At 30.3% G+C, this 24,625-nt stretch carries 23 protein-coding genes and 1 tRNA gene; 10 read left to right on the top strand and 14 right to left on the bottom strand.

All coding sequences use genetic code 11. The features are described from left to right. Window positions 1-8: 8 nt before the first annotated feature. From GUI12_01610 to GUI12_01590, 5 genes are all read right to left on the bottom strand, one after another. The gene (locus GUI12_01610) at window positions 9-1,043 is read right to left on the bottom strand and encodes a hypothetical protein (protein ID UAT42849.1); all 1,035 of its coding nucleotides are present in this window, start codon (window positions 1,041-1,043) and stop codon (window positions 9-11) included. A gap of 50 nt (window positions 1,044-1,093) precedes the next feature. Further along, on the bottom strand, window positions 1,094-2,464 hold the full coding sequence (locus GUI12_01605; protein UAT42848.1) for a hypothetical protein: 1,371 nt from the start codon (window positions 2,462-2,464) through the stop codon (window positions 1,094-1,096). 6 nt (window positions 2,465-2,470) lie between these two features. Beyond that, the gene (locus tag GUI12_01600) at window positions 2,471-3,625 is read right to left on the bottom strand and encodes a hypothetical protein (GenBank protein ID UAT42847.1); all 1,155 of its coding nucleotides are present in this window, start codon (window positions 3,623-3,625) and stop codon (window positions 2,471-2,473) included. Between the two features lie 141 nt (window positions 3,626-3,766). After that, window positions 3,767-3,841 (bottom strand) — tRNA-Pro (locus tag GUI12_01595). 15 nt (window positions 3,842-3,856) lie between these two features. Beyond that, complete coding sequence (locus GUI12_01590; GenBank protein ID UAT42846.1) at window positions 3,857-4,201, bottom strand: MerR family transcriptional regulator; 345 nt, start codon at window positions 4,199-4,201, stop codon at window positions 3,857-3,859. A 426-nt stretch (window positions 4,202-4,627) separates the two neighbouring features. Between GUI12_01590 and GUI12_01585 the strand changes: the two genes are divergently transcribed. Next, window positions 4,628-5,062 (top strand): hypothetical protein, encoded by a 435-nt coding sequence (locus GUI12_01585; protein ID UAT42845.1) that lies wholly within the window; start codon window positions 4,628-4,630, stop codon window positions 5,060-5,062. Between the two features lie 15 nt (window positions 5,063-5,077). Here GUI12_01585 and flgA read toward each other — a convergent pair whose 3' ends face one another. The 3 genes from flgA to GUI12_01570 form a co-directional block, all read right to left on the bottom strand. Further along, window positions 5,078-5,602: a flagellar basal body P-ring formation protein FlgA gene (gene flgA, locus GUI12_01580; GenBank protein ID UAT42844.1), complete on the bottom strand. Its 525-nt coding sequence runs from the start codon at window positions 5,600-5,602 to the stop codon at window positions 5,078-5,080. 91 nt (window positions 5,603-5,693) lie between these two features. After that, window positions 5,694-6,485, bottom strand: coding sequence for a flagellar basal-body rod protein FlgG (flgG, locus tag GUI12_01575; protein ID UAT42843.1), 792 nt, complete (start codon window positions 6,483-6,485; stop codon window positions 5,694-5,696). Window positions 6,486-6,676: 191 nt separating this feature from the next. After that, window positions 6,677-7,189 (bottom strand): hypothetical protein, encoded by a 513-nt coding sequence (locus GUI12_01570; protein ID UAT42842.1) that lies wholly within the window; start codon window positions 7,187-7,189, stop codon window positions 6,677-6,679. A gap of 235 nt (window positions 7,190-7,424) precedes the next feature. Here GUI12_01570 and GUI12_01565 point away from each other — a divergent pair, with 235 nt between their 5' ends. Continuing rightward, window positions 7,425-8,549, top strand: a complete 1,125-nt coding sequence (locus GUI12_01565) for a hypothetical protein (GenBank protein UAT42841.1) — start codon at window positions 7,425-7,427, stop codon at window positions 8,547-8,549. A 282-nt stretch (window positions 8,550-8,831) separates the two neighbouring features. Here the strand turns inward: GUI12_01565 and guaA are convergent, their stop codons facing one another. Then, window positions 8,832-10,391: a glutamine-hydrolyzing GMP synthase gene (gene guaA, locus GUI12_01560; GenBank protein UAT43439.1), complete on the bottom strand. Its 1,560-nt coding sequence runs from the start codon at window positions 10,389-10,391 to the stop codon at window positions 8,832-8,834. Between the two features lie 216 nt (window positions 10,392-10,607). Here guaA and dapA point away from each other — a divergent pair, with 216 nt between their 5' ends. Further along, window positions 10,608-11,513, top strand: a complete 906-nt coding sequence (gene dapA, locus GUI12_01555) for a 4-hydroxy-tetrahydrodipicolinate synthase (protein UAT42840.1) — start codon at window positions 10,608-10,610, stop codon at window positions 11,511-11,513. On the opposite strand, the gene miaB is transcribed toward dapA, so the two are convergent. Together miaB and recR are read right to left on the bottom strand one after the other, a co-directional pair. After that, complete coding sequence (miaB, locus tag GUI12_01550; protein ID UAT42839.1) at window positions 11,471-12,856, bottom strand: tRNA (N6-isopentenyl adenosine(37)-C2)-methylthiotransferase MiaB; 1,386 nt, start codon at window positions 12,854-12,856, stop codon at window positions 11,471-11,473. The two genes, dapA and miaB, sit on opposite strands and share 43 nt — an antisense overlap. A 48-nt stretch (window positions 12,857-12,904) precedes the next feature. Further along, entirely contained in the window at window positions 12,905-13,501 is a 597-nt protein-coding gene (gene recR, locus GUI12_01545) for a recombination protein RecR (GenBank protein UAT42838.1), read from the bottom strand. Window positions 13,502-13,689: 188 nt separating this feature from the next. Here recR and GUI12_01540 point away from each other — a divergent pair, with 188 nt between their 5' ends. Next, on the top strand, window positions 13,690-14,427 hold the full coding sequence (locus GUI12_01540; protein ID UAT42837.1) for a thioredoxin domain-containing protein: 738 nt from the start codon (window positions 13,690-13,692) through the stop codon (window positions 14,425-14,427). 4 nt (window positions 14,428-14,431) lie between these two features. On the opposite strand, the gene GUI12_01535 is transcribed toward GUI12_01540, so the two are convergent. Further along, window positions 14,432-14,962 (bottom strand): hypothetical protein, encoded by a 531-nt coding sequence (locus GUI12_01535; GenBank protein UAT42836.1) that lies wholly within the window; start codon window positions 14,960-14,962, stop codon window positions 14,432-14,434. Between the two features lie 76 nt (window positions 14,963-15,038). On the opposite strand from GUI12_01535, the gene dgt reads away from it, so the two are divergent. From dgt to priA, 5 genes are read left to right on the top strand one after another with little or no spacing between them, the layout of a single operon-like run. Next, window positions 15,039-16,223 carry a dNTP triphosphohydrolase gene (dgt, locus tag GUI12_01530; GenBank protein UAT42835.1) on the top strand — a complete coding sequence of 395 codons (1,185 nt, stop codon included), beginning with the start codon at window positions 15,039-15,041 and terminating at the stop codon, window positions 16,221-16,223. Window positions 16,224-16,272: 49 nt separating this feature from the next. Then, window positions 16,273-16,842: a hypothetical protein gene (locus tag GUI12_01525; GenBank protein UAT42834.1), complete on the top strand. Its 570-nt coding sequence runs from the start codon at window positions 16,273-16,275 to the stop codon at window positions 16,840-16,842. Continuing rightward, on the top strand, window positions 16,839-17,576 hold the full coding sequence (locus GUI12_01520) for a hypothetical protein (GenBank protein UAT42833.1): 738 nt from the start codon (window positions 16,839-16,841) through the stop codon (window positions 17,574-17,576). Before GUI12_01525 ends, GUI12_01520 begins: the two co-directional genes overlap by 4 nt. Before the next feature lie 28 nt (window positions 17,577-17,604). Next, window positions 17,605-18,309 carry a hypothetical protein gene (locus GUI12_01515; GenBank protein UAT42832.1) on the top strand — a complete coding sequence of 235 codons (705 nt, stop codon included), beginning with the start codon at window positions 17,605-17,607 and terminating at the stop codon, window positions 18,307-18,309. A 1-nt stretch (window position 18,310) separates the two neighbouring features. Beyond that, entirely contained in the window at window positions 18,311-20,416 is a 2,106-nt protein-coding gene (gene priA / locus GUI12_01510) for a primosomal protein N' (protein ID UAT42831.1), read from the top strand. 150 nt (window positions 20,417-20,566) lie between these two features. Here priA and GUI12_01505 read toward each other — a convergent pair whose 3' ends face one another. Then, on the bottom strand, window positions 20,567-21,223 hold the full coding sequence (locus GUI12_01505; GenBank protein UAT42830.1) for a hypothetical protein: 657 nt from the start codon (window positions 21,221-21,223) through the stop codon (window positions 20,567-20,569). Window positions 21,224-21,341: 118 nt separating this feature from the next. After that, complete coding sequence (gene mnmG / locus GUI12_01500; GenBank protein UAT42829.1) at window positions 21,342-23,231, bottom strand: tRNA uridine-5-carboxymethylaminomethyl(34) synthesis enzyme MnmG; 1,890 nt, start codon at window positions 23,229-23,231, stop codon at window positions 21,342-21,344. Between the two features lie 248 nt (window positions 23,232-23,479). Here mnmG and ychF point away from each other — a divergent pair, with 248 nt between their 5' ends. Then, complete coding sequence (gene ychF, locus GUI12_01495; GenBank protein ID UAT42828.1) at window positions 23,480-24,550, top strand: redox-regulated ATPase YchF; 1,071 nt, start codon at window positions 23,480-23,482, stop codon at window positions 24,548-24,550. Window positions 24,551-24,625 lie beyond the last annotated feature (75 nt).

Below are 24,625 nucleotides of genomic sequence, written 5' to 3'. Positions count from 1 at the left end.
CATAATAATTATAAACAGTACTTGAGTAAATATTTCTCATTATTTTTTGATTGCATATTCTCGTGATCTTCTTTTTCTAATTTTACAAGATGGATATCCACATCATGATTTAACGGTAAAGGATAATTAATTTCTCCGTGACCAAAATTTTCATTAATAAATATTGGTATAGAGCCCTCAGTTTGAAGCAATATTTCTTTACAGACAATTTCATACATTTTTTTTATCATCTCTGATATATCGCTTTCAGGTTCTCGCACAGTAATTGAACCAATAATAACAGCTTCTGCATCTTTAATTAATCCCGTAGATAACAATTGATAAAATGATCTCAAAAATTCATACGCTTTATCATAACTAATTATATCTTCAAAAAATAGAATTTTTCCTTTAACATCTAAAGAAAAATCAGTCTGCAGAGAGCAATTAATCAAAGATAAATTACCACCGGCTATTTTGATATTATCAAAAGATTTTTTCATACTTCCAGATACATGATGCAATTCATATTGCGCATTATAATTACCCTTAAGACCATTTTGAATATGAGAAAGCATATCTATTGTGGTAGTAACGGTTGGGTTATTTACATCAAGATCTTTTAATCCAGAAGGCATTGAAGCATGAATAAAAACCCAATCAAATTTTTGAGTGAAGTATATGCCAAGGATAGTAGGATCACTGTAACCAACAATCACCTTGCTGTTAACATCATCATGTATACTAATAGGGTTCTCCAATAATTTATAAGCAATAATATTGGCCCCATAACCACCCCTTATGATCCATAATACATCATTATCTTTATTATTTATTGCTTCAATAAAATATTGAAATTTATTATTTTGGATAATTTCTTCAAGATTATCAGACTCACCTTTAGTTAACTCTGATTCCAGTACCTTTTTATGATCCAAGGAATAATTTACCCCCTTTTCTTTTAATAATTGTTCAAACCTTTGAATTGCAGCAATTTCATCATCTAATATAGTTCTTGAGACAGCAACTATATCAATACCAGTAGTAGAAACATTTTTAAACATCACGGTCACCATATAAAAAACAATCCATGGAAAAAATACGCTTATAACAATCAAGATTGAAAAAATTCAATAATCCTTCCTAAATATGGATCTAACAATGCAATATTGTCAAATTTATCAGATTCAATAATTATTCTAATTAAATTATTTTCTGTCCCAGATTTTCTGATGAAGACACGTCCGGTTTGTCCTAGATCATTTTCCATATTGCGACATAATAATGTAAATTCATCACTAGAAATCATAGAATCTATATCAGATACATCATGATAATAATCATATTCTATTCGAACACTCTCCTTGAATTTGGTCATCATATCAATGAATTTCTCTCCATAAAATGAATACATTTCAAGAATCTTCATAAAAACAATAATAGCATCAGCTGATTTATTAATACTCTCAGGAAGTATAATATGCCCAGATCTCTCACCACCTATTTTTATATTATGCTCCATCATAGCACGTGTTATATTTTTATCTCCTACATCCACACAAACACAATTTATACCCTTACTATAAAGATAGTCAGATAAATTACTAGACGATACAACACTTACAATAGCATCAGATAATCCGTATTTTTCTTTATGAAATACAGCAATAGAAGCTATCAATTGATCTCCTGTAACAATACCACCTTCTCTAGTACAAACAACTATACGGTCACCATCTCCATCAAATGCAACTCCCAAAGAAGAAGAGTGTTTGTTAATCGAATTAGATACAATTTTAGGAAAGAGCGCTCCGCAATTTTGATTTATCTTCAAGCCGTCATTATCATTATTCAAATACCTAACATTCTTAATAAAAGGATCTATGATATCTCTTATCAGACTAGAAATAGAACCATTAGCACAATCTAGATCTACAGAAAAATTATCTGATAACTTTATCTTTTCAGCAAAACTATTTATTACATAATCCTTGTATAATTTAATTTCACAAGATACATCATCTCCTTTTTGTAACATATCTGTAGATATAGGAAATTTATCTAATATTTTTTTATTTTTTAGAAGATGATAGAAAGCTGATTCAATTTGCGTCTCTTTCTCATCGGAGATTTTATAGCCATGATTATCAAATATCTTGATCCCATTGTACTTATAATCATTGTGTGAAGCAGTAACCATTATTGAATAATCCACATCCATTTTATTTGTCAAAAAAGCAAGACAAGGGGTTGTGATAATCCCTATATTTAACACCTTCACACCCAAAAATTGCAAAGTAGAAGTAATCATATTGATTATCGAAAATCTCGATATCCTATTATCAGAGGCTATTAGCACGATACCACGTTCCTTACCATATAACACACTGTGAACGGCAATAGTCAAGAAATTTAATGATAAAACATCTAAAGGAAATTTTCCAAATTCAGTTCTTATGCCATCAGTTCCAAAGATTTTGCTCATAAAACATTACGTGATATTATCTCTTCTGATTTCTATTAGATGTCTTTGTCTTATTTGCTCGATAATATCAGTAGAATATTTAAATATTTTTTGATTAACAATAATATTCTCAAAGACATCATTCAAATGACTGTCATCGCATATCAGAAATTTTGTCTTTTCCTTATTTTCAAGATCAACAATATCATATTGATTACTCTGAATAATTTTTTTACGCGCTGAAGGCTTCAAATTAACAAAACTAAGCTTATAAAGATTCTTATCTGCATTAACATTCTCAACAGAATTTTTTGATTCATAGTTCATTTCAAAATCAACTACTTCCTGTTCCTGTCTTGCGTTACACATTGCACGCCCTATTCCAGAATGCCCATCTTTCTGTAATGGAATTCCTAGCACATAAGAATCAAGAATCTCTGAATTTTCTCTATCATATATCCTATATACATCACAACTTTTCTTGTTTTGTGTATAAAATATATCTTCCACATCAGATAAATGTGACATCTTTTCAATTACATTATCAGGTAAAAAATCTTTTTCTATCCATACTGGGTCACTTTTAGATCTCACATTATTTAACTTTTTGTTCTTTAAAATATCAAACTTGATCTCTGAAAATTTAGAGCAGCTACTAACAGGAAAAGAATATTTTGCCAACATGATGCTTTCTTTATCAATTGATGGATTATTTAAATAGCGCATATTATATATCTCATTTTGAGAAGCGCTTAGTCTATTTTTATATTCTCTGTCCATTAACATGGTCAGCATAAAACTTGAGGCCATATCCTCTCTCAAAAATTTCTGAAAAGCTTTATTTGTAATATCAACAAACGAATTTTCAATGGCTGTAATTTGCTCGCGTGATAAAGAAGCCCCCAGTCTCTTAAATTCTGTCGTCACTAAAAACACGTTGATCATGCTATTAAGTAATTCCAATTTTTGTTCTTTTAATTCAGTCGCGTCAATCTTAATAAGAGCAAGATCGTTATATTCTCTAACGGCATCAAAAATAATATCTACTTCTATATTAGTAAAAGGGATATTATCAATAACTGCTACAACTTTAGACTCAAACTTATCCTTAGCAAAAACGCATGCTATACAGGTATAAAAGAAGAAAACAAATACAGAAAATTGTATCAATCTAGACGACATAACAGACAAAAGCAAATAACGAAACGATATAAGCTAACTAAAAGATGGTTGAATCATGTTAACAAAATTCACAACTAAAACCAACCCCTATAATAGCTAGCGCAAGCAACAACAAGATAAGAAAATATAATATTAAAAGAATCGGAGTGACAGGATTTGAACCTACGACCTCTAGTCCCCCAGACTAGTGCGCTACCCAAGCTGCGCTACACCCCGATAAACATAATCATATTACTTTTTATTGTCTTTAATTTTGTAGTAAATGGACTCCAATCGCTTATTAATTTGTAATAAGGAGTTATAAAGTTCACCACTTCTTCTCGCAGACAAAAAATCTTTGGCTCCTTTAATAGTATATTTCTTTTCGTACAATAAATGTACTATTTTTTTTAGAAGCTTAATATCATCAGGGCTATAATATCTAACACCTTTATATCTTTTTGGATTAAGCATTGGAAATTCTTTTTCCCAAAATCTAATTACATACTTTTCCAAATTTAATTCTTTTGATACTTCTGCAATATTTTTAAATATTTTATCATCTAAACTAATCTTATCAATAATATTTCTCATCATAATTGAATAAATAGGCAAAATTCAGAATTATTATCTATACAATAGGATAACATCCAGGATACAATACAAAGTACACATTAATAGTATATTTTATACCATTAGCCGACAAAAGGATAAAAATATATTTGTTTTTGTTATTCTTATTGAGTAGAATATATTTTCGGTTTCGTTGATCTTTCGGCTTGTGGGGATTTCATACAACAACGAGCTATTGTTTGTGAATTATGTTATATTATTGTTTGTTTTATGTTAAATTTCTCAGAATTCAACATTAAAAATTTTTTCTGCTACTTCATATTATTGTTTTTTTTGTTTCCGTGTTGCATTTTCTGCGCACAATCTACAAATGAAAGTCCAAAATTAATATATAAATCCAAAGATTGGGAGCTTTATCTATATAAAGAGGGTAATAGCGTAGCTTGTTTTATGACTTCTTCTCCTATACATACAGCAGGTAATTTCACAAGAAAAGGTGAATCGATGATTTTTATTAACCACATTGCACCTAACATAGATGAAATAAGCGTCAAAGCTGGTTATCCATATAGTGATGCTGTGCCAGTAGCAGTATATTACAGCTCTGGAGAGAGTACTCAAAAAATAATGGCCACTGTTCTGTCAAATGCAAAATCAGGAAAATGCTCTACTGGATCTGATTTAAATATGTACTTGGATATTATTGTTGATGAGACAGCATGGTCCCGTAATGTTGATGTTGATCAAAAAGCTGTAGCCTCAATGAGAAAAGGATATTTTTTAATAACAAAAGGAAGATCTCCAAAAGGAACATGTTCCGTTGATGTATATTCTCTCCTCGGCTTCTCTTCTGTCTACGAAAAAATGTTGAAAGAATGTAATTAACAGGAAAAGAGAATATTACTTTATTCCTATTGTACCGTCTATAAGCACTTTCCCTCTTATGATATTTCCAGTATCGCTCATCTTTACTTTAATTTCATCTTGATAGGAACCATTCTCCATAGCTTTTCCTTTTGCTTTTATCTTAATTGAGTCACTATTATAAACGATGTCTACTGTTGCGTTTTTTCTTACTAATTCCGTGTCTTTTAAGAAATTTTTTTCTAGAGGAACGTGTGCTTCTACTTTTTTTTTTACAGTTTTACCAATTAGAGTTTTTTTATTCTTAACATAACGATGATTCAAATTATTCTTGCGGATTTTATTGCGAATTGCTTCAGGCACAATAGTATCATCGATACCATCCAAATCAATCTGCTCCAACATATTAGGAAGTATAACATCGCCCACTGATACATCGTGTTTAAACGCGTACGCAAAATCTTCTGCATACAGATTTGTCATATTTAGAAAAACTGTACAGCATAAAATCAAAGAGACTCTACAAATTTTCTTCATCTTAATATTTGTAAAAATTAACATAACGCATTTCTTATAATAAATTGATCATAATTTTCTTAATTATATTAATATAATAATATTTGTTAATAATTTTATTTCATTTTAGACTAAATTACGTTACTTTATTATTTGAATTAAATACTGATTTTAACATTTCATGCGAAGTGTAAAGACACTTTAAGCAATAATCAAAATTCCTATGTACTTTCATCATATCTGTCATGGTAGAAACTATATTAACATTAGAACCTTCAAGAAAACCTTGGGATAAAGTTCCCGCAACTTCTTCTCCAGGGATATAATTCTCCGGTGGACCAGACCCAACAGTTTCAGCATATAAGTTATCACTCATTGCTTGTAAACCAGAGGGATTAATAAAGGTTGCCAATTCTATTTGGCCTAAATTAACTTCTGTTAACTCTTTATCTTCTCCAAGAATAAAGCCATCTCCTGTGATTTTAATATTAACAATATCATTGCTAATCGTTATTCCAGGATATAATTCAAATCCGTCTGATGTTACAATTTTGCCATTGGCATCCAGACGAAAATGACCATTTCTGGTATATCGCTCTTCCCCATCGGGCATTGTTATAATAAACATACCCATACCCACAATAGCAACATCTAAAGGAACTCCCGTGGTTTGCAAGGGGCCTTGTTCATGTATTCTAGAGATATCAGAAACTTGTGTCCCTAACCCTACTTGCATTTGCTTTACATATGGTTCGTCATCATTCTTCTTAATATTACGATTAACAGATTGATAAGCTAAATCACTAAAAACTGCATAATTTCTTTTATAACCAACTGTACTAGCATTTGCTAAATCGTTAGCAATAACGTCAAGACTTGTATCTTGAGCAATCAATCCAGTAGTAGAAGAATCTATTGATATACTCACTTTCTATACCTTAAGATCGTAAAAGTAATCCTGAATTTCTAACACAGTTAGATGAAATTATTATTAATATAGAATATTAACGATATCAGAAATATTATTTATTATGAAAGCCAATTTTTTACGGAAGTTTTATTTATGAGTATGAGATATTAATGAATAAATTTAGGAAAAAAAGAAGAATAAGAACAAAACTAAGATCTGTTATTATATCTTTCAATCATTTTTGAAGCACAAGAAATGCCTTGCCCAACCATAAAACTAACAGCACCTGATATTGCAGTTCCTACAATTAGGCTCATATCATGTCTATCAGACATATCGGCATTCACAACAGGAGCGATGACTTCATCGACATATGAATTCATTATATGGTTAACCACATAGCTACTAACAGCTACTCCACTAGCAATTTTAAGTATACTACCTACAAAATGTGCTTTACCACCACCAAATATATGAGAAATGCCCTCTTTTATAGGCTGATTAATAGCTTGAGAAAGTTGATTTGGGCATAAAGCAACTTGAATAGCCGTTGCGGCCGCCATAGATTGCGCTGCATGATAATTAATATTCCCTACATCTTCTTTTACCCAATCAACTGCAGATTCAATATAATTTTGATTATTACCAGCATCATAAGCTGCAACACTGCTGTTAACATATGGCGTAGATTGCAAGGCTGAGATATTAGAATAGTCGTCCATTTATTTTCATATATTAATATAGATATTAATTGTAATTTTAACATACTATTTTGTTATATTAACATTTTTTAGTTCAAAAGATATTAAAATTAATCTTTAAATTGTATTATATATATTATATTTTTTCAATAAATATTATTATAAAAAATATTAATATTTGTTTTTTTAATCCATATATATATATTTTGAAAATCATATTATATATGATAGATTTATACTTATATTAATATTTAACATGTTTGACATTAATATCGATAATAGCATATTTTCGTTAACTGAAAATTTCAATGAAGCTTATCATAAAGATTGTACATTCAAAGAAATTTGGCATGTAGTGACTCCTTCAAATGAAAGTATCAATATGGAAATTAACCAACTATCTTTTATCTTTATAAATTCTAAGATTGAGTTTATAAAAGAAAGCGAAGAGCTATATGATTTTTCAGATGCAGAAAAACAAAACGTAATACTACAAGATTCTACTGGCTCAATTACTCTAAAAGACAAAATAGACTCTCTGGTAGAAGATGAGTTGTTGATTTATCTAACAGATGCAAATTTTGATAAGGATAGAAATACAGTAGTTCTTAGCTATAGAATAGGAAATTATCATGTAGCAAGATTTATGCCTCAAGTAATAAATTATTATAATGATAATCCTGAAAATATCGAAAGAATAAGAGAATTAAAATCAATTTATAGAACTGGTGTTATATCAGCAATGCTGACCAATGATGATTACACTGTAATTTTTGAAAGAAAAAATGATAACCTATTTTCTGGACTTGGTGGTTTTATGAATCCACTTACTAGTGATGAAAATATTGCATTGGCAAATTGCAAAAAAGAAATGGAAGAGGAATTTCTACAAACCGCAGCAGAAACAGAAAAGGGGAATAATTATGATTTTGCAACAAAAACAAAAATATACGATAGATCATTTGTGATATCTATCAGAAAATTTACCGATGAAGATAAGTTAAACGTTCCTACTGTAATTGAAATATTCATTCCAATAAAATTTTCCTATATGTCATCGGATACATTAAAACAGATGATAAACACAAGAATTCCAACCAAAGCAGATCATGAATTGTCTGAGCATGATCAATCAATGAAAGCAAGAGATGCATGGGAGCATACAGGAAAATATCAAATGCTATCATTAACAGAAAAAGGAACATTGAAAAATTTATTTGAATCAAAAAATGGCAAAGGAATGGGTTTAATAACACCACTATTTATGGCAGCAAAAATGGCTTTTATGGGAGATAATTTACCCCAACAAAAAGAAGATTTTTGTAATATATTGAGAGATGAAATAGAAGATTTAAAGTGTCAAATTATTAAATACAAGTAATATATTTCTTTTTTAGAAAGCAGATCTTGTATTTTTCATAGGAAGGACAATATAAATCATAAGTAAATGATTACTATTAATAATGCAAGAATCTTTATACCATTTCGCTGATTTCGCAGTAAAGATAGTTTTATTCTTCATCTTTACCTATCTCGTTTTTAAAATAATCATATATCTGTTAATGGCAGCTCTATTTTTGATGCTTTTGTTTGCTATCATCTACTTATGTTGTAAAACAAATAGGATCAATTGAAATCAGTATGTTGATGTTATTGTAGAAGATTATTCCCACTCTATCGTACCCGGTGGCTTGGAAGTAATATCAAAAAGCACTCTATTAACACCTTTTACTTTATTTACTATTTCGTTACTAATGTGCTTCAAAAAATTTACCATATGTATAATTTCTACGTCATCTTTAAAGTTAAAAGGCACAACATCAGCGGTCATTCCATCAACCGAACTAATGGCTCTTAACACACAAGAATATCCGTAAGACCTACCATCTCCCATTACCCCGACACTTCTTACAGGTAATAAGATTGCAAAAGCTTGCCATATTTTGTCATACAGATTCTCTTTCTTAAGAGCAGAAATATATACTTCATCGATTTCTTGCAGGATATTTATTTTCTCTTCAGTGATCTCACCGGGAATTCTTACAGCTAATCCAGGACCAGGAAATGGATGGCGCCATAATAAATCATGGGGTAAGCCTATTTCTGCACCAATTCTACGCACCTCATCCTTAAAAAGCATTCTCATAGGCTCCAAAATTTTCAAATTCATTTTTTCCGGCAAGCCTCCAACATTATGATGAGATTTTATCTTTGCACCACCAGATTTACCGGATTCTATTAAATCTGGATATACTGTTCCCTGTAATAAAAATTCTTCCTCTTTAACTACAGATTCAAAAATAGAAATAAATTTTTCTCCAATTATTTTACGCTTCTTTTCAGGATCTGAAACTCCCTTCAATACTGATAAAAATTCTTCTTTGGCATCTATCACTTCCAAATTTATATTAAAGTTATTCCTCAAAGATTCTTCAACATTTTGCCTCTCATTTTTTCTTAACAGACCAGTATCAACAAAAATACATCTAAGATTATCTCCTATAGCGCTAGATACTAATGCAGCAGAAACAGAAGAATCAACTCCTCCACTAACAGCCGCTAAAACCTTTGACTTTCCAACGATTCTTTTAATATCATTTACAATTTCAGACTGTAATATTTTTGCATTCCAACTTCTTGATACTTGGCATATGGACAAAAAATTCTCTAATATTTTTTCACCATTTTCTGTATGATGCACTTCCGGATGAAATTGGATTCCATATATATTTCTTTCTTCATTAGAAACAATCACATTTTCACAATTAATACTGCCAGCAATGCTTATTAAATCATCAGGCAAATGAACCACACTATCTCCATGACTCATCCAAACGTTAAAATTCTTCTCAGCAATATCAGATATGAGTTTAGAATTTCTATTCACATTCACAGAAGCTAAACCATATTCTGCATCCGAAGAGTGAATAGTACCTCCCATATATCTACTTAGACATTGATGCCCGAAACATATTCCCAATACAGGAATTTGCAAACTCTTATTAATTTTTAATATTTCATTTAATAAAGGGCTGAAATCTATATCATTTACAGAATTATAGCCACCAGATAGTATTATTCCTTTTGTATATCCGGCTTGAAAATTAAAATTATCTGGTGTCACGACGATAGAAAAAGAATTCAAATCCCTTATTCTACGTGCAATTAAACTAGTAAATTGAGACCCAAAATCAATTACCAATATATGTTCCGCCAACCCCATATTTCTTTCCAAAATAATCCAAGAGAAATGATCGATAGATCTAAAAACCATTACAGGTTACGTCAGTATAATACTATGCCGTAAATATATATTCAAGGTATTATTCTTATGAGAGAAAAAATCTAATAACTTAAAATGACCTATTGCAAATAACTTTTAAAACCAAAAAATTTATGTTATTTTGGATTTTGATGTTTGTTTTTTTGCAATTCCATTATGTCTAATATCAGCTATTCGGGAATAATAACAGCATTAATCACACCTTTTATGAATGATAAACTAGACTTAAAATCTTGGGAAAATTTAATAAAAAATCAAATAAAAAGTGGGATAAACGGTGTTGTAGTAGCTGGAAGCACCGGAGAATCTTTTTCTTTAAGTGACAATGAAAAACACGAATTACTTCATAGTGCAAAAGATGTAATAAAAAATAAGATACCAATTATTATGGGAATCAACACTAATTATCATCATAAAACTATAGAGCAAATAAATAGATTCAAAGAAGCTGATGCATTTCTTCTTTGTACTCCTTATTATGTAAAACCCAGTCAAATTGGTATCCAGGAATACTATACAGAAATCTCAAAATATACTACAAAAGATATAATAATATATAATGTTCCTAGCAGAACTGCTTTTAATTTAGATATAGATTCAGCTATTCAACTACTTTCCTTACCTAACGTTATCGGATTGAAAGATGCCGTACAAGATATTTCTCGTGCATCAATTATTAAAAATAACCATAAAGATAAATACATCCTCTCTGGGGATGATGCAAGTTTTTTTGGCTATATTCTATACGGTGGCGACGGAGTGATCTCGGTTTTATCAAATTTAATCCCGAATTTCATGTCTACCGTATATCAAGAGTGGAAAGAACAGAAATTAGAATCTGTTCAAAAAAATTTAATGATAATAAGCGCAATCAATCAAAGTTTGGACATAGCATCAAATCCGGTTCCGATTAAACATGCAATGTCCAAATTATATCACTACATACAAAAAGATGTCAGATTGCCATTAGTTACACTAGATAAAGAGCAAATAGAGATACTAGAAAAAACTCTTGATGACTATATCTTTATCTTAGATTCAGAATTATCGCTATCTGTATAACTATTATTTTCAGAAAGAATTTGAATAACTTCTCCTGATACAGTATTCTGTGAAAAGGATGATATACGCATCTGTGCAACTTTCCCATATAATGATAAATCATTACTGTAGAATGCTTGCATGTAATCTGTTCTACCCATTACTTGATCACCTTTTATTTTATCAAACACTACACGCACAGATCGCCCTACAGTAGATTGATTAAATTCCATTTGCTGTTCTTTTAATAAAGATTGTAATATTGCCAATCTCTCTTTTTTTAATTCTTCAGGAATTTGATTAGGGAATTCACTGCTTGGAGTTCCAGGCCTTGGGCTATACTTAAAACTGTAGGCACTAGCATATTTTACTTCCTTTACTAACTTTAACGTATCTTCAAAATCCTCATTTGTCTCTCCTGGATATCCAACAATAAAATCAGAAGAAAACGCTAAATCAGGATTCGCTTTACGCAATTTGGCTATAACTTCTAGATAATAATTAGCAGTATGTCTCCGATTCATTGTCTTTAAAACTCTATCTGAACCCGACTGCACTGGTAAATGCAAAAAATTGATTAATTTATTCTCATAAGCGTGAGCTAAATACAAATCTTCATGCATATCAGAAGGATGAGAAGTAGTATATTGTATACGCAACAAACCTTCTATACGCGCTAATGAATTTATCAATAGCCCTAGATTATATTCTTTATCATCATAGGTAGAACTATAAGCATTGACATTTTGTCCTAACAATACTATTTCCTTCACTCCACTTGATACGAGATTCAAAGCCTCTCTATATATTGCCGGCACTTCGCGTGAATATTCAGCGCCTCTTGTATAAGAAACCACACAATAATGACAAAATTTATCACAACCTTCTTGTATTGATAAATAGGATGAAACTTTCCCTTTTTCTATTCCATGTGTTTGATCATATTCTTCTACAGAATCAAACTTGGCTATTGGGTCAAAATCCAAAGAAATAGTGTCTCCACTTTTTTTATTTAAATTAGATAAAAGTACAGGAATAGTATGTATACTCTGTGGTCCCACAACTATATCAACATTCTTACTTCTCTTTTTTATAACTTCTCCCTCGGCTTGTGCTACACATCCTGCAACAATAACAGTAACTTTTTTGTTCCTTCTTTTAGCCATAAAATCTATTGTGCCTAGCTCTGAATAAACTTTTTCCGTAGCTTTTTCTCTTATATGACAAGTATTTAACACAATAACATCAGCACAATCTATTGATTCAACACTCTGATAACCAAGAGATTTTATCATCTTACTTATGATATTTGAATCATAGACATTCATCTGACAACCATAAGTTTTTATATAAAAATTTTTCATATCTTACACACAATATAAAAAGATAAAAATCTCACAAATAAGAATGATTTATTCATATTCTTTACGCCCCATAAATGCAAATTCCAACGTACTTTCGTCTAGATAATTTATCTCTCCTCCAACTGGAATACCATAAGCCAGTCCCGTAACTTTAGTACTAGAATGCTTTTTAATTAGATCAGAAATATAGTAACCGGTTGTTCTACCGTCTATTGTAAGATTTGTAGCAATAATAACCTCTGATATACTATTTTTTTTGATTCGGTCAATTATAGAGTTAATTTTTAGATCTTCTGGGGTAACCCCTTCTAAAGCTGACAAACATCCTCCAAGAACATGATAAACTCCATTAAAAATATTAGAGCTCTCAATAGTCCAGAGATCTGATACATCTTCTACAATGCATAATTTATCCTGTACTCTATTTTCATCACTACACACATAACACAGCAAGGAATCATCTATATTGTTACAGACGCTACAACATTTCACATTATCTGCAACATCTTTGAGCAATTTTGATAAATTAAGCACCAAGTTCTTTTGGTCTTTTACAAGCGTTAAAACAATGCGTTTTGCGGAACGATGACCCACACCATTAATTAAAGAGAATAGCTTAACTAATTTATCCAAAATAGGTGGCATTTAATTATATTTATTTAAAACGTTCATTATAACATTTTGATAATTTCTTTACAAAAGGCAAAGATAAAAAGCAATCAAATTTTATTTATGTATAATAACTACATATTATGATCTGATATATTCAGCAAAAATTGTAATGTATAAAAAAATATATTAGATTATACGTTTCTGTGTATTGAATAATTTAGATGCAATCTATCAAAACTAAATCAATGATAACTTTGTTTATTATTTCTCTTTTCTTCATTTTGTTACTACACACAAATTGTACTCTTAGCAATGTGAATCCCGTTTATGCAGCAGAAAAAACAAAGGTGGGTGAAGATAAAAACGCAAAAAAAAGCAAAAAATTTGACGAAAAAGAAATAGTAGAGTGGGTATATGGACAAAAAGATGCTCCTTTGGAAATTATAACGTATATATCCATGAGCTGTTATGCTTGTAGGACAATGTATGAAAGCATTATTCCTAAAATACAGGAAGATTATGTTCAAGATGGACTTGCAATGTTAAAAATACGCTATATATCCACTGAAGTAACATCTTTTGAAGCTGAAATATTGGCTCATTGCATGAAAATAAGTAAATATCAAAAAACCAAAGAAAGAAGGGATCCTAATAAACCTATGGATATGATATTTAAATCTGCAAAACAGTGGTATGGAAAATCAAATAATAGACAATTGATGTTTGATACGCTTTCAACTAGCGGCTATAACAGATCAGAAATGGAATTATGTTTAGAAGATAAGCAGATGACAGATCAAGTATTAAAATCTAGGTTGTATACAGCAAAGAATATGCAAATATTAGCAACACCAACAATGATAGTAAATGGTAAGCATTATCAAGGATTGCACTCATATGACTGGGTTGATAAAACTCTAAAAGAAGCATTAAGAAACGCTGAAGTTACAAAAAAATAGATTTCTATACTTTTAATTGAAAACTATTCCCACAGCCACAAGAAGCCATAGCTGATTTGTTGATTATAACAAAACCGCATCTCACCAAGGTATCTTCATATCCAATTTCACACCCTTTGAGCATTAAACTTAAAGATAAATGATCAACTATCACCGCTGGAATATCTTCACATTTAAAAATTGCATAGCAAAGTGATTTTTTCGCCTCACCAACAACACTAAAAAAATTTACTTTATATTTCTCAATAAATTTCTCTATTAGGTCATTAGCATGATTATCCTGTGCACTATTCTTATCCACAGTATCTTTTAAACTAGATAGCGCATCACTAACATTGATACAATTTTCAAAATTCATTGTTTTGAATGCGTAATATTCATCTAAATTAACCATCTCTAGCTTATAGTGATAATCTTTACATCCACCAGATTTGATAGCAACTTTCAAACAATAATTTGCTCCTTTGATTTTCTTTAATTTCATTATTTGAGCAAAACCATCCGCTGCAACGGAAAATAAACCTTCTTCTGTCATAAAAAGTAAATTGTTATATAATTTTAATCGATAATAATATTATACTACTAGTAAGTATTATATTATCTTGATATATATGTTTGCAAATTATCGTTCTGAATCCGTAAAAACAAAGGGTAGGTTATTTGAAGAACAAAATGATGTTCTACCCTTTGAAAATTGCTATGAAAAAGACAGAGACAGAATTTTATACTCACATTATTTTAGAAAATTAGCAAATAAAGCACAAACATTTCTCCACTATAAAGGAGACTATTATAGAACAAGATTAACTCACAGCCTTGAAGTTGCTCAAATAACTCGTTCTATATGTAAATCAATGGGGTTAAATTCAACTCTAGGTGAAGTTATTGCTCTTGCACACGATATTGGTCATCCACCTTTTGGTCATACAGGAGAAGATGCATTAGCAGATTTAACAAAGGATTATGAAAAATTTGAACATAATGCTAATACCATTAAGATTCTCACAAAATTAGATCAAAGTTACATCAATTTTCCTGGGTTAAATTTAACTTGGGAAGTCTTAGATGGCCTAATAAAACGTAAGGGACATGTTAAAAAAGACCTAGCGCATCCTTACATATTAGAATATAGCAAAAAACACAATATCAAATTAGATACTTTACCTTCTCTTGAAGCACAGATAGCCGCAAGATCAGATGAGATAGCATATCATATGCACGATTTGGATGATTGTATAAGATCCAATATAGTAAAAATAGAACAATTATTTGAATTATCATTTTATGGTGAATTCTTCAAACAAAGCTATGAAAAATATAAGAATAATAATATTGAAATAAAATATATTGCATTGCATGCGATAAAAAAAATCACGAACTGTTTGATACTAGATATCATAGAAAATACAAAAGGTGTGATAGAAAAAAAAGCTATATCATCTATAGAGCAAATACAAAATGAGAATACATTTATTGCTTCTTTTTCACCAGTAATTAACGATAACATTAAGCAATTACAAGAATTCTTCATCACTAATATGTATAATAATTATCGGATTCTTAGAATTACATCAAGGGCTCATAAGATGATTAAAGATATATTCAACGCGTTATTGAACAAGCCAGAGATGCTTCCCTCTCTTTGGTTTGATAAATTCAAAAATGCAGAAGGTGATAGAGATAAAGTGACAGTGATAACAGATTTCATATCTGGCATGACAGATAGATATGCCATAAAAGAACACGGTGAATTAATTGATAATCAGACTTTGCAAAATTTCTATTATGTTGAATAATATATGAAAGTACATTACATAGAATTATTAAATACTGTAGTTCCATAAAATGAGACATTTTCTGATTGTAGGCACCTTTTTATTAAGCACATTCATTATATATGATGCACATGCTGAATGTGTGTGCGCTGTAAATAACTCCTCTCAACAAAATATGAATGCAGGAAATCAGGCGACACAAACAGAAAAGGTCAATGTTTATAATCAGTATGATGTAATTGCATTGGGAAAAGTTGCGAAAAAATTTTATCTCAATGAAGAAGATGAAATGATCAAATTCCTTGTGGCTGTTTCCTGGAAGATGAAAAAGAAAGAAAAATACATATATTTGCTTACTAAATCAAATCCCGATAAATGTGGATTTTTTTTCAAAACAGGGCATGACTACGTTATATTTGGCAAAAGAATGCAAGAATTATTCTTAATAAGTAGTTGTAGTCCAACAACAGATTTATATGATATGACTGAAGAGCAATTGAAAAATCTGGGAGGATGTAGAATAATTAATCCAGATTATATGCATGATGATCTAATAAAGATGTTGGGTGGTAACTTGAAGAAAATAAGCAATCCCCAAACTAAAAAGAATAAGAAGATGTTGATTAAGCCTCCTACATGAAAATAGAAGATAAAGGGATTGTCATCAAAATAATCGAAACTCTCAATGATGCTTATATAGTTTCGGTACTCACGAAAGATCATGGCATTATTAAGGGATATTTTAAAAGATCTAGAAATGCAAAATATCTAATATCCATAGGTTGTATGGTACAAATATCTTTTTATTCTAGAATTGATCAAAATCTTGGATATCTAAAACTAGATGTAGAAAGAAATATTCCAGCAAATTTAATGTTAGATCCTTCTAGGATGTGCATTGTAGATTCAATGTGCAGTTTAATTAACTATGCAATTCCTATAAATCATAGAGAAATGGCAATATATGAAGAGATGCAACATCTGATATTTCAAAAAGAACCTATTTTATATCCCTCTTGGGTGATATGTCATATCGCAATAGAAATGTATTTATTAAAAATATCAGGATTTGGATTCAACTTTAACGAATGCTATATTAATGGAATAAATCATGAAGTAGAGTTTATTTCTCCCAACACAGGAAATTCCGTATGTAAAATAGTTGGAGAGCCTTTTAAAAAAAGACTATTTGCAATACCTAAAATTATGAAGGATATATATTTTAAAAAAAATATGGATTATTCAATTGATATTGAAGATGTAAAAAAATGCTATGAGATATTATTATTCTTTTTACAAAAAAATATTTTCAATGGCAATAAGAGTAAAATGCATCCTAAAAGGCTTAACATACTGAAATATGTTAAAGTATAAGCATTATTTTTTCTTATAAAAAAATCAAATGTTTAAGAAAGCTAAGTATCTTATAATATTTCTTATACTTTTTATCTCAATCGATAATGTTAATGCTCAATTTATAGGTTTAGCAAATTATAGTAACATCATAGATGATGAACACATTATAGAAATTCTAAAAGACTTCAATATAATAGATGTAACATCACAGATCCAATATGAGAATTTAGACCCAGCTGTTGATCTAATAATAATTTTTGGTGGTAATGATCCAAATAACAATATAAAAATTGAAGAAGCAATAAACAATATAAAAAAGTTCAAAAAGCCTGTAATAACATCTGGTTATGCAACACTATATTGGCTTGATATTGAAAACGTAAAACAAGATACACCAAATACTACAAATAATATAAATATGTTGAAGCTAAATCCTATATCTTATTTAGCAAAATATATAAATGATGTTAAATGTAATATCTATGATACAAATGGCTGGATATATTTTGAATCTCTGAATACAAATATCCCATTAATAAAAGTGGATCAATTTTTAAAACAAAAAGAAATATATAGAATAGTCGGGATTAATCCGCATAACGTGAGCGTAGATATAACAGAAAGCCTGAGTAATAATTCGTATACTATTTTGTTTAGAGAAGCAATTGAATTATCATTTTTAGCCCCTGAAGAAAATAAATGCATCATAGATAACTTCATGGCACTAATAAAGGGAATAGTTGATATATAAAATGTATTACTTTGAAATCTTAGTATCACAAAATCTAAATCAAACATTTACTTATAAATATCATAGCGAACTATCTATTGGGCAGATAGTCAAAATAGATTTTGCAGACAGGATCATAAATGGACTGATAATTAAAAAACAAACTATACAACCTCAAGGAAAAAATTACATAATAAAGGATATCACACACCCCTATAAAGAAGTTATTTTCACATCAGAAATTATTAAATTTATAAAATTTGTAGCACAATATAATCTGATAAGCTTAGGTAATATACTTCAATCTTTCTTAATAAAGGACATCATTGATATAGGAATCATTTCTTGTGATTCTACGTTAAAACATAAAATAAAAAAGACTATTGAAAAAAACAGTCAAACAACAACTAGGGATGCTATTAAAGAAATGCGAATAAGCAGTATCCATAAAATGATAAAAAAAGGAGATTTGATAATATCCCCAATAAATCACAGTAACCATACAATTGAATTAGCCTATATCCTTGAACCAAAACAAGAAGAAATAAAAAATAGTATTATAAAATATCAAGATAATTTCAAAGTATCACTAATAGATGGTGTCACAGGCTCGGGAAAAACAGCTATATATATTTCTATAATATCAGAATTATTAAATAGCCACATACCCAAACAAGCCCTTATATTAATCCCAGAGATAGCCTTGACCGTTCATTTGATACAAAATATCAGAAAATATATAACTCCTAAATCTATAATACAAGAATGGCATTCGGGAATTTCAGAGCATCAAAAAAGCATATTATGGGATAAAATAATAATTGGAGAGAAGATGATTATAATAGGCACAAGATCTGCGTTATTCTTACCATATAAAAATATAAGTGTAATAGTTGTAGATGAAGAGCACGATACATCATTGAAAGATACCAATAGCTCAATAAACACAAGAGATATGGCAATAATGCTGAGTAAAATAAAGAAAATACCGGTAATATTAAGCTCAGCAACACCTTCATTAGAATCAATATATCAAGCAGAGCAAAAAAAATACGATTATTATCAAATAAAAAGTAGATTCCAAGATATTCAAATGCCTTCGTTTCACGCTGTTGATATGCGTAAAACAAAAATGAAAACTAAAAATATTTCAGAACCTTTATATGAAGCAATAAAAAATACATTAAATAGAAACAATCAAGTACTTCTATTTATAAATAAAAGAGGTTTTGCTCCGATTATTTTATGTAACAAATGTGGAACAAAAGTAAAATGTAGATTCTGCTCTAGCTTTTTAAATTACCATAAAAAAGAACAGAAATTGATATGTCATTTATGCGGATACAATGAGATTTTTACCTCTGATTGTAAAAAATGCAATACCGTAGATTCAATAATAGATCATGGCCCTGGTATAGAAAAAATAGCTCAGGAAATTAACATCTTATTTCCGCAAGCGCAATATTCTATTTTAAGTAGCGATACTATATACAATAAAAAATTAAAAGCAAAAGCCTTAGAAGGCATTGAAAATCAGCAAGTAGATATAATAATAGGAACACAATTAATATCAAAAGGATATCACTTTTCCAAAATAGAGCTAATTGGAGTAATAGATGGTGATAATAATGTCTCCAGTATTGATCTAAGAAACACAGAAAAAACTTTCCAATTGTTAACACAAGTCATAGGACGTGCCGGAAGAGAAAAGATGTTATCAGCAAGTGCCATTATACAGACTTTTCAACCAGAAAATAAAGTAATACAAGCAATACTAAATCTCAATCGAGATATACTGTACAAACAAGAATTATCTGAAAGAAAGAAATATGGTATGCCGCCTTATACACGCGCTACGGCGATAATTTTTTCTGGTAAAAATGAGGAAAAAACTCTACAATTTGCATCTATAATAAAAAAGATAATAGAGAAAGAACAAATCATGACACTAGGGCCATCAATTGCTCCTATACGAAAAATGAGATGCAGATACAGAGTCAGAATACTACTTATATACCCTAGGGATTTCAACATACACAAAAATTTGAATACTATATCAGAAAAAGCAAAAGCGCTAAATAAAGACATAAAAACAAGAATAGATATTAACCCTCTAGAATTTAGTTAGAAATCGTCCATGAGACAAAATCCAAAGATGTTCTTTATATTCTTTTGCTAAAAACAAAAATCAAATCTGAATAAGAAAAGTAACTAGCGTCTTAAACAAAGGTATTTTTTTAAGATCATATTTTATAATAATATATGAAAAAAACTTCTTCTATCTTGAATGCCTTCTTATTGCATCTCTCTGTGAACGAAGCATTTCGGCATCAGAATCAACCTGCGATACATCACCAGATTCTATATCAGAAGATGGATTGTTGCTTACTGCTGCATTTTTCTCAATTTTATCTGCTTTTACAACATCTTCATAAGCTGGTGGATTATCAGGAAATTCACTATACCTTGGAGGTCCAGCAATGTTCAACCTACACACTTTATCTAAAACTTCGTAATGTACTTGCCATAAAGCATTAATAGCATTAAACAGCATAAAATTCTGACGCTGTAAGTTATCAATAGCTGCACTCACACCATCAGGAGTATTAAACTCTTCTTCTTTCATTACCTTAGGACCCTGACTAGAAAATTTTGCAATATCCTCATCTTCTACAGGTAACCTTGGGTATAATCTCTCTTTTTCATCAGAAAGTTCTAGGACATCTTCTGCAGAAGGAGCAGAAGGTCTAAACTCTTCCATTGATGTCTTGCTTATATCTTGATTACCAAAACCTAGTGTTCTTTTAACAGCTACCAATGCACTCATTATACCCTTGGCTATACTTCGCAAAAAATTGCCAATTTTCATAAAAATTCCACTGGAACGGCTATTTGCTGAAAGATCTTCTTCTTTTGAATTTTTAGGTATCACCATAAACTAAATCCTCCTTTATTATCTTATATCATAATTATATCTTTAATATAGTTAAAATAATGTTAATGTTTTAACTATAAAATGAACAATTTTAAGAAATAAGTCCCAGAAAAATTGTTTAAGAGTGTATCTTAGATTTCTTTAAATGTACCATTATTGCAATAACAGCGGCAGGCGTAATTCCTGGAATTCTTTTTGCTATCCCAATGTTTGTTGGGCGTATACGTTTTAATATATCAATTACTTCAGACGATAAACTTTTGATGTTATCATAATCTATATCATCAGGTATTTTAACCGTCTCTTCACGTTGGAATATATCTATATCTTCCCTTTGACGTACTAAATATGGAGCATATTTGGCTCTGCTAACCAAATTATCTAATTTATCTGTACTTAGAGATAATAAATCAAGTTGCGGAAAGATATAATCTATATCTTTGGAAGATATATCACTAAAACCTAAGAAATCAAATGCATTTATAGTAGTTCCGTTACGAATAGTCCTTTTAAAATTTTTGCTCTTTAATAAAGCATTACTAACAAAAGAGTTATTTTTCATTTGATTAATTAATGCTTCAACTGCTTGATATTTTATTACACAATGATTATATCTTTCATTATTAACACAACCATAATCAAAAGCCTTTGTGGTCAATCTTTGATCTGCATTATCGGCACGAAGGTTCAGACGGTATTCCGCACGAGATGTAAACATCCTATACGGCTCTCCATTATTCCCTAGTCTTACTAAATCATCTATCATAACGCCAATATACGATTCTGAGCGATCCATAATAAAATCTTTATCTTCACCCTTAATTTTTAAAGCGGCGTTAACACCAGCAATTAAACCTTGAGCCGCTGCTTCCTCATAGCCTGTAGTTCCATTAATCTGGCCAGCCAAATACAATCGCGAAACCTTTTTTGTTTCCAAAGTCAGAAATAGCTCCCGAGGATCTATATAATCATATTCTACATGATATCCATAGTGAGCAACCTTAACATTTTCTAAGCCAACAATAGTACGTAAAAATTCATCTTGTATATTTTCAGGTAAAGAATTAGAAATCCCACTAGGATAAATCAAGTCACTTTTTAAGCCTTCAGGTTCAAGGAATATTTGATGTGAATCTCTATCAGCAAAGCGTCTTATTTTTTCTTCTATAGAGGGGCAATATCTGGGTCCTTTAGAATTAATACTAATACTCATCGCTGATAAAGGTAAGTTAGATCTTATAATATCGTGAGTTTTAATATTGGTTCTTGCTATATAACAGGATACTTGCTTCTGTGATACAGAATCATTCATATATGAAAAAGGACGAATAATTGCATCTCCACGTTGAGGCTCTAAGACATCCCAATTGATAGTATCAGAATAAAGTCTGGGAGGTGTTCCAGTCTTCAGACGTGACATATTAAAACCCAAAGACCTTATACTATCTGATAATCCAGCTACAGCAGGGTCACCTCTTCTTCCACCTTCAGATACTTTATTTCCTATATGCAATGTTCCATTTAAGAACGTACCAGCAGAAACAATAATAGCTCCTGCCTTGATAATATCATTATATTTTAATTTAACTCCAACAGCTGTATTGTTCTCTACAATTAACGATACAACTTCATCTTCTAATAATTCAACAAGAGGATAATTTGACAACACCTCTTGCATATGTTTTTTATATAGATCTTTATCAGCTTGTGCTCTGGGGCCCCAGACAGCAGTTCCTTTACTTCCATTCAAAATACGAGAATGAATACTGGAATAATCTGTTATTTTCGCCATCAAACCATCAAGCGCATCTATTTCTTTAACTATGATGCCTTTACCAATTCCTCCTATCGAAGTATTACAAGACATCTGCGCAATAGCATCAATTTTTGTTGTAATAAGAAGAGAAGGAACACCCATACGTGCAGCAGCAGCCACTGCCTCACAGCCGGCATGGCCCCCTCCGATAACAATTATTTCATAAGATTTATTAACATTAAGACATTGCATAAAATTTTATCTGCCATCTGATGCCATTTTTAATAACAAATAAACAACAAAAGCAAAACACCCCAAAGCAGCCCAAGATGTAAACATGAACAATTTCCAGTCTAAATTAAAAAAATAGTTAATAATATTTTAACATAAAATAGCAGGTATTACATAATTCTCAATCATTGAATGCAAATAAAAGAATTTACATATATCATCATCATTAGTTACAATATACCTTTAAACATATAATATTAATTCTGATTATGGGCTTTTCTTGTGGAATAGTAGGTCTTCCTAACGTAGGAAAATCAACTCTTTTTAATGCAATTACAGAAACGCAAAATGCTGAAGCAGCTAATTATCCCTTTTGTACAATTGAACCAAATATTGGAATAGTACCTGTTCCAGATATAAGGCTAGAAAAGGTCTCTGACATATCAAAATCAAAAAAAATTATAGCAAATCAGATAAAGATTGTTGATATTGCTGGTCTTGTAAAAGGTGCATCGAAAGGAGAAGGCTTGGGGAATAAATTTTTATCCCATATAAGAGAAGTTGATGCAATAATACATATGGTACGCTGCTTTGAAGATAAAAATATCCAACATACAAATAACACTATATTACCCATTGAAGATATTGAGATTATCGAGACTGAGCTAATAATTGCAGATATGCAAACAATAGAAAAACAATTGACTAAAAAAAATAGCGGTGGTTATGCAAAATCTACGTTAGAAAAATTACTAAGTGATCTTAATAATGGGACGTTAGTAATAAACAGCAAATATAGGAATGAAGTAAAAGATTTGAACCTAATTACCGATAAACCAGTAATGTATTGCTGTAATGTAGATGAAAATTCAGCTAAAGATGGGAATAAATTGGTCAATGAGGTCAAGGAATATCTTAGAAAAAAAGAGATAAAAGCGCCAATAGCTATCATATCTGCTAATATAGAATATGAGATAACTCTTCTAGAAGATTTAGCAGAGAGACTAGAATTCTTAAAAGATATCGGCCTTGAGCAATCTGGCCTTACAACGTTAATACAAGAAAGCTTCAGATTATTACAGATGATAACTTTTTTTACCTCAGGTGAAAAAGAAACTAGGGCATGGGCAACAAAGTCTAATAGCACTGCACCTATAGCAGCTGGAAAAATACACTCTGATTTTGAAAAAATGTTTATAAGAGCAAATGTTATCTCTTATAAAGATTTTATAGATTTTGGCGGAGAAACAGCATGCAAGAATCAAGGGAAAATGCGTACTGAAGGGAAAGAATATATAGTGCAAGATGGCGATATAATCGAATTCTTACACAATGCTTAGTATGAAGAATAATAATTACTGCATCGCTTACTCAATAATTAAGCATGAAAAACCTTAACAATATAGGCATTCATG

The organism is Anaplasmataceae bacterium AB001_6 (assembly GCA_020002265.1).
Lineage (GTDB): Bacteria > Pseudomonadota > Alphaproteobacteria > Rickettsiales > Anaplasmataceae > AB001-6.
This window is presented reverse-complemented; position numbering and strand designations above follow the sequence as displayed.

Excerpts from the sequence above, each read along its gene's own strand:
- GUI12_01515 (UAT42832.1), top strand. The coding sequence starts at position 17,605 with ATGTTTAAGAAAGCTAAGTATCTTATAATATTTCTTATACTTTTTATC.
- dapA (UAT42840.1), top strand. The coding sequence starts at position 10,608 with ATGTCTAATATCAGCTATTCGGGAATAATAACAGCATTAATCACACCT.
- guaA (UAT43439.1), bottom strand. The coding sequence starts at position 10,391 with ATGGGGTTGGCGGAACATATATTGGTAATTGATTTTGGGTCTCAATTT.
- GUI12_01600 (UAT42847.1), bottom strand. The coding sequence starts at position 3,625 with ATGTCGTCTAGATTGATACAATTTTCTGTATTTGTTTTCTTCTTTTAT.
- GUI12_01540 (UAT42837.1), top strand. The coding sequence starts at position 13,690 with ATGCAATCTATCAAAACTAAATCAATGATAACTTTGTTTATTATTTCT.
- recR (UAT42838.1), bottom strand. The coding sequence starts at position 13,501 with ATGCCACCTATTTTGGATAAATTAGTTAAGCTATTCTCTTTAATTAAT.
- GUI12_01565 (UAT42841.1), top strand. The coding sequence starts at position 7,425 with ATGTTTGACATTAATATCGATAATAGCATATTTTCGTTAACTGAAAAT.
- flgA (UAT42844.1), bottom strand. The coding sequence starts at position 5,602 with ATGTTAATTTTTACAAATATTAAGATGAAGAAAATTTGTAGAGTCTCT.
- GUI12_01525 (UAT42834.1), top strand. The coding sequence starts at position 16,273 with ATGAGACATTTTCTGATTGTAGGCACCTTTTTATTAAGCACATTCATT.
- GUI12_01505 (UAT42830.1), bottom strand. The coding sequence starts at position 21,223 with ATGGTGATACCTAAAAATTCAAAAGAAGAAGATCTTTCAGCAAATAGC.
- GUI12_01605 (UAT42848.1), bottom strand. The coding sequence starts at position 2,464 with ATGAGCAAAATCTTTGGAACTGATGGCATAAGAACTGAATTTGGAAAA.
- miaB (UAT42839.1), bottom strand. The coding sequence starts at position 12,856 with ATGAAAAATTTTTATATAAAAACTTATGGTTGTCAGATGAATGTCTAT.
- priA (UAT42831.1), top strand. The coding sequence starts at position 18,311 with ATGTATTACTTTGAAATCTTAGTATCACAAAATCTAAATCAAACATTT.
- GUI12_01610 (UAT42849.1), bottom strand. The coding sequence starts at position 1,043 with ATGTTTAAAAATGTTTCTACTACTGGTATTGATATAGTTGCTGTCTCA.
- GUI12_01535 (UAT42836.1), bottom strand. The coding sequence starts at position 14,962 with ATGACAGAAGAAGGTTTATTTTCCGTTGCAGCGGATGGTTTTGCTCAA.
- mnmG (UAT42829.1), bottom strand. The coding sequence starts at position 23,231 with ATGCAATGTCTTAATGTTAATAAATCTTATGAAATAATTGTTATCGGA.
- GUI12_01570 (UAT42842.1), bottom strand. The coding sequence starts at position 7,189 with ATGGACGACTATTCTAATATCTCAGCCTTGCAATCTACGCCATATGTT.
- GUI12_01520 (UAT42833.1), top strand. The coding sequence starts at position 16,839 with ATGAAAATAGAAGATAAAGGGATTGTCATCAAAATAATCGAAACTCTC.
- GUI12_01590 (UAT42846.1), bottom strand. The coding sequence starts at position 4,201 with ATGATGAGAAATATTATTGATAAGATTAGTTTAGATGATAAAATATTT.
- dgt (UAT42835.1), top strand. The coding sequence starts at position 15,039 with ATGTTTGCAAATTATCGTTCTGAATCCGTAAAAACAAAGGGTAGGTTA.
- GUI12_01585 (UAT42845.1), top strand. The coding sequence starts at position 4,628 with ATGACTTCTTCTCCTATACATACAGCAGGTAATTTCACAAGAAAAGGT.
- ychF (UAT42828.1), top strand. The coding sequence starts at position 23,480 with ATGGGCTTTTCTTGTGGAATAGTAGGTCTTCCTAACGTAGGAAAATCA.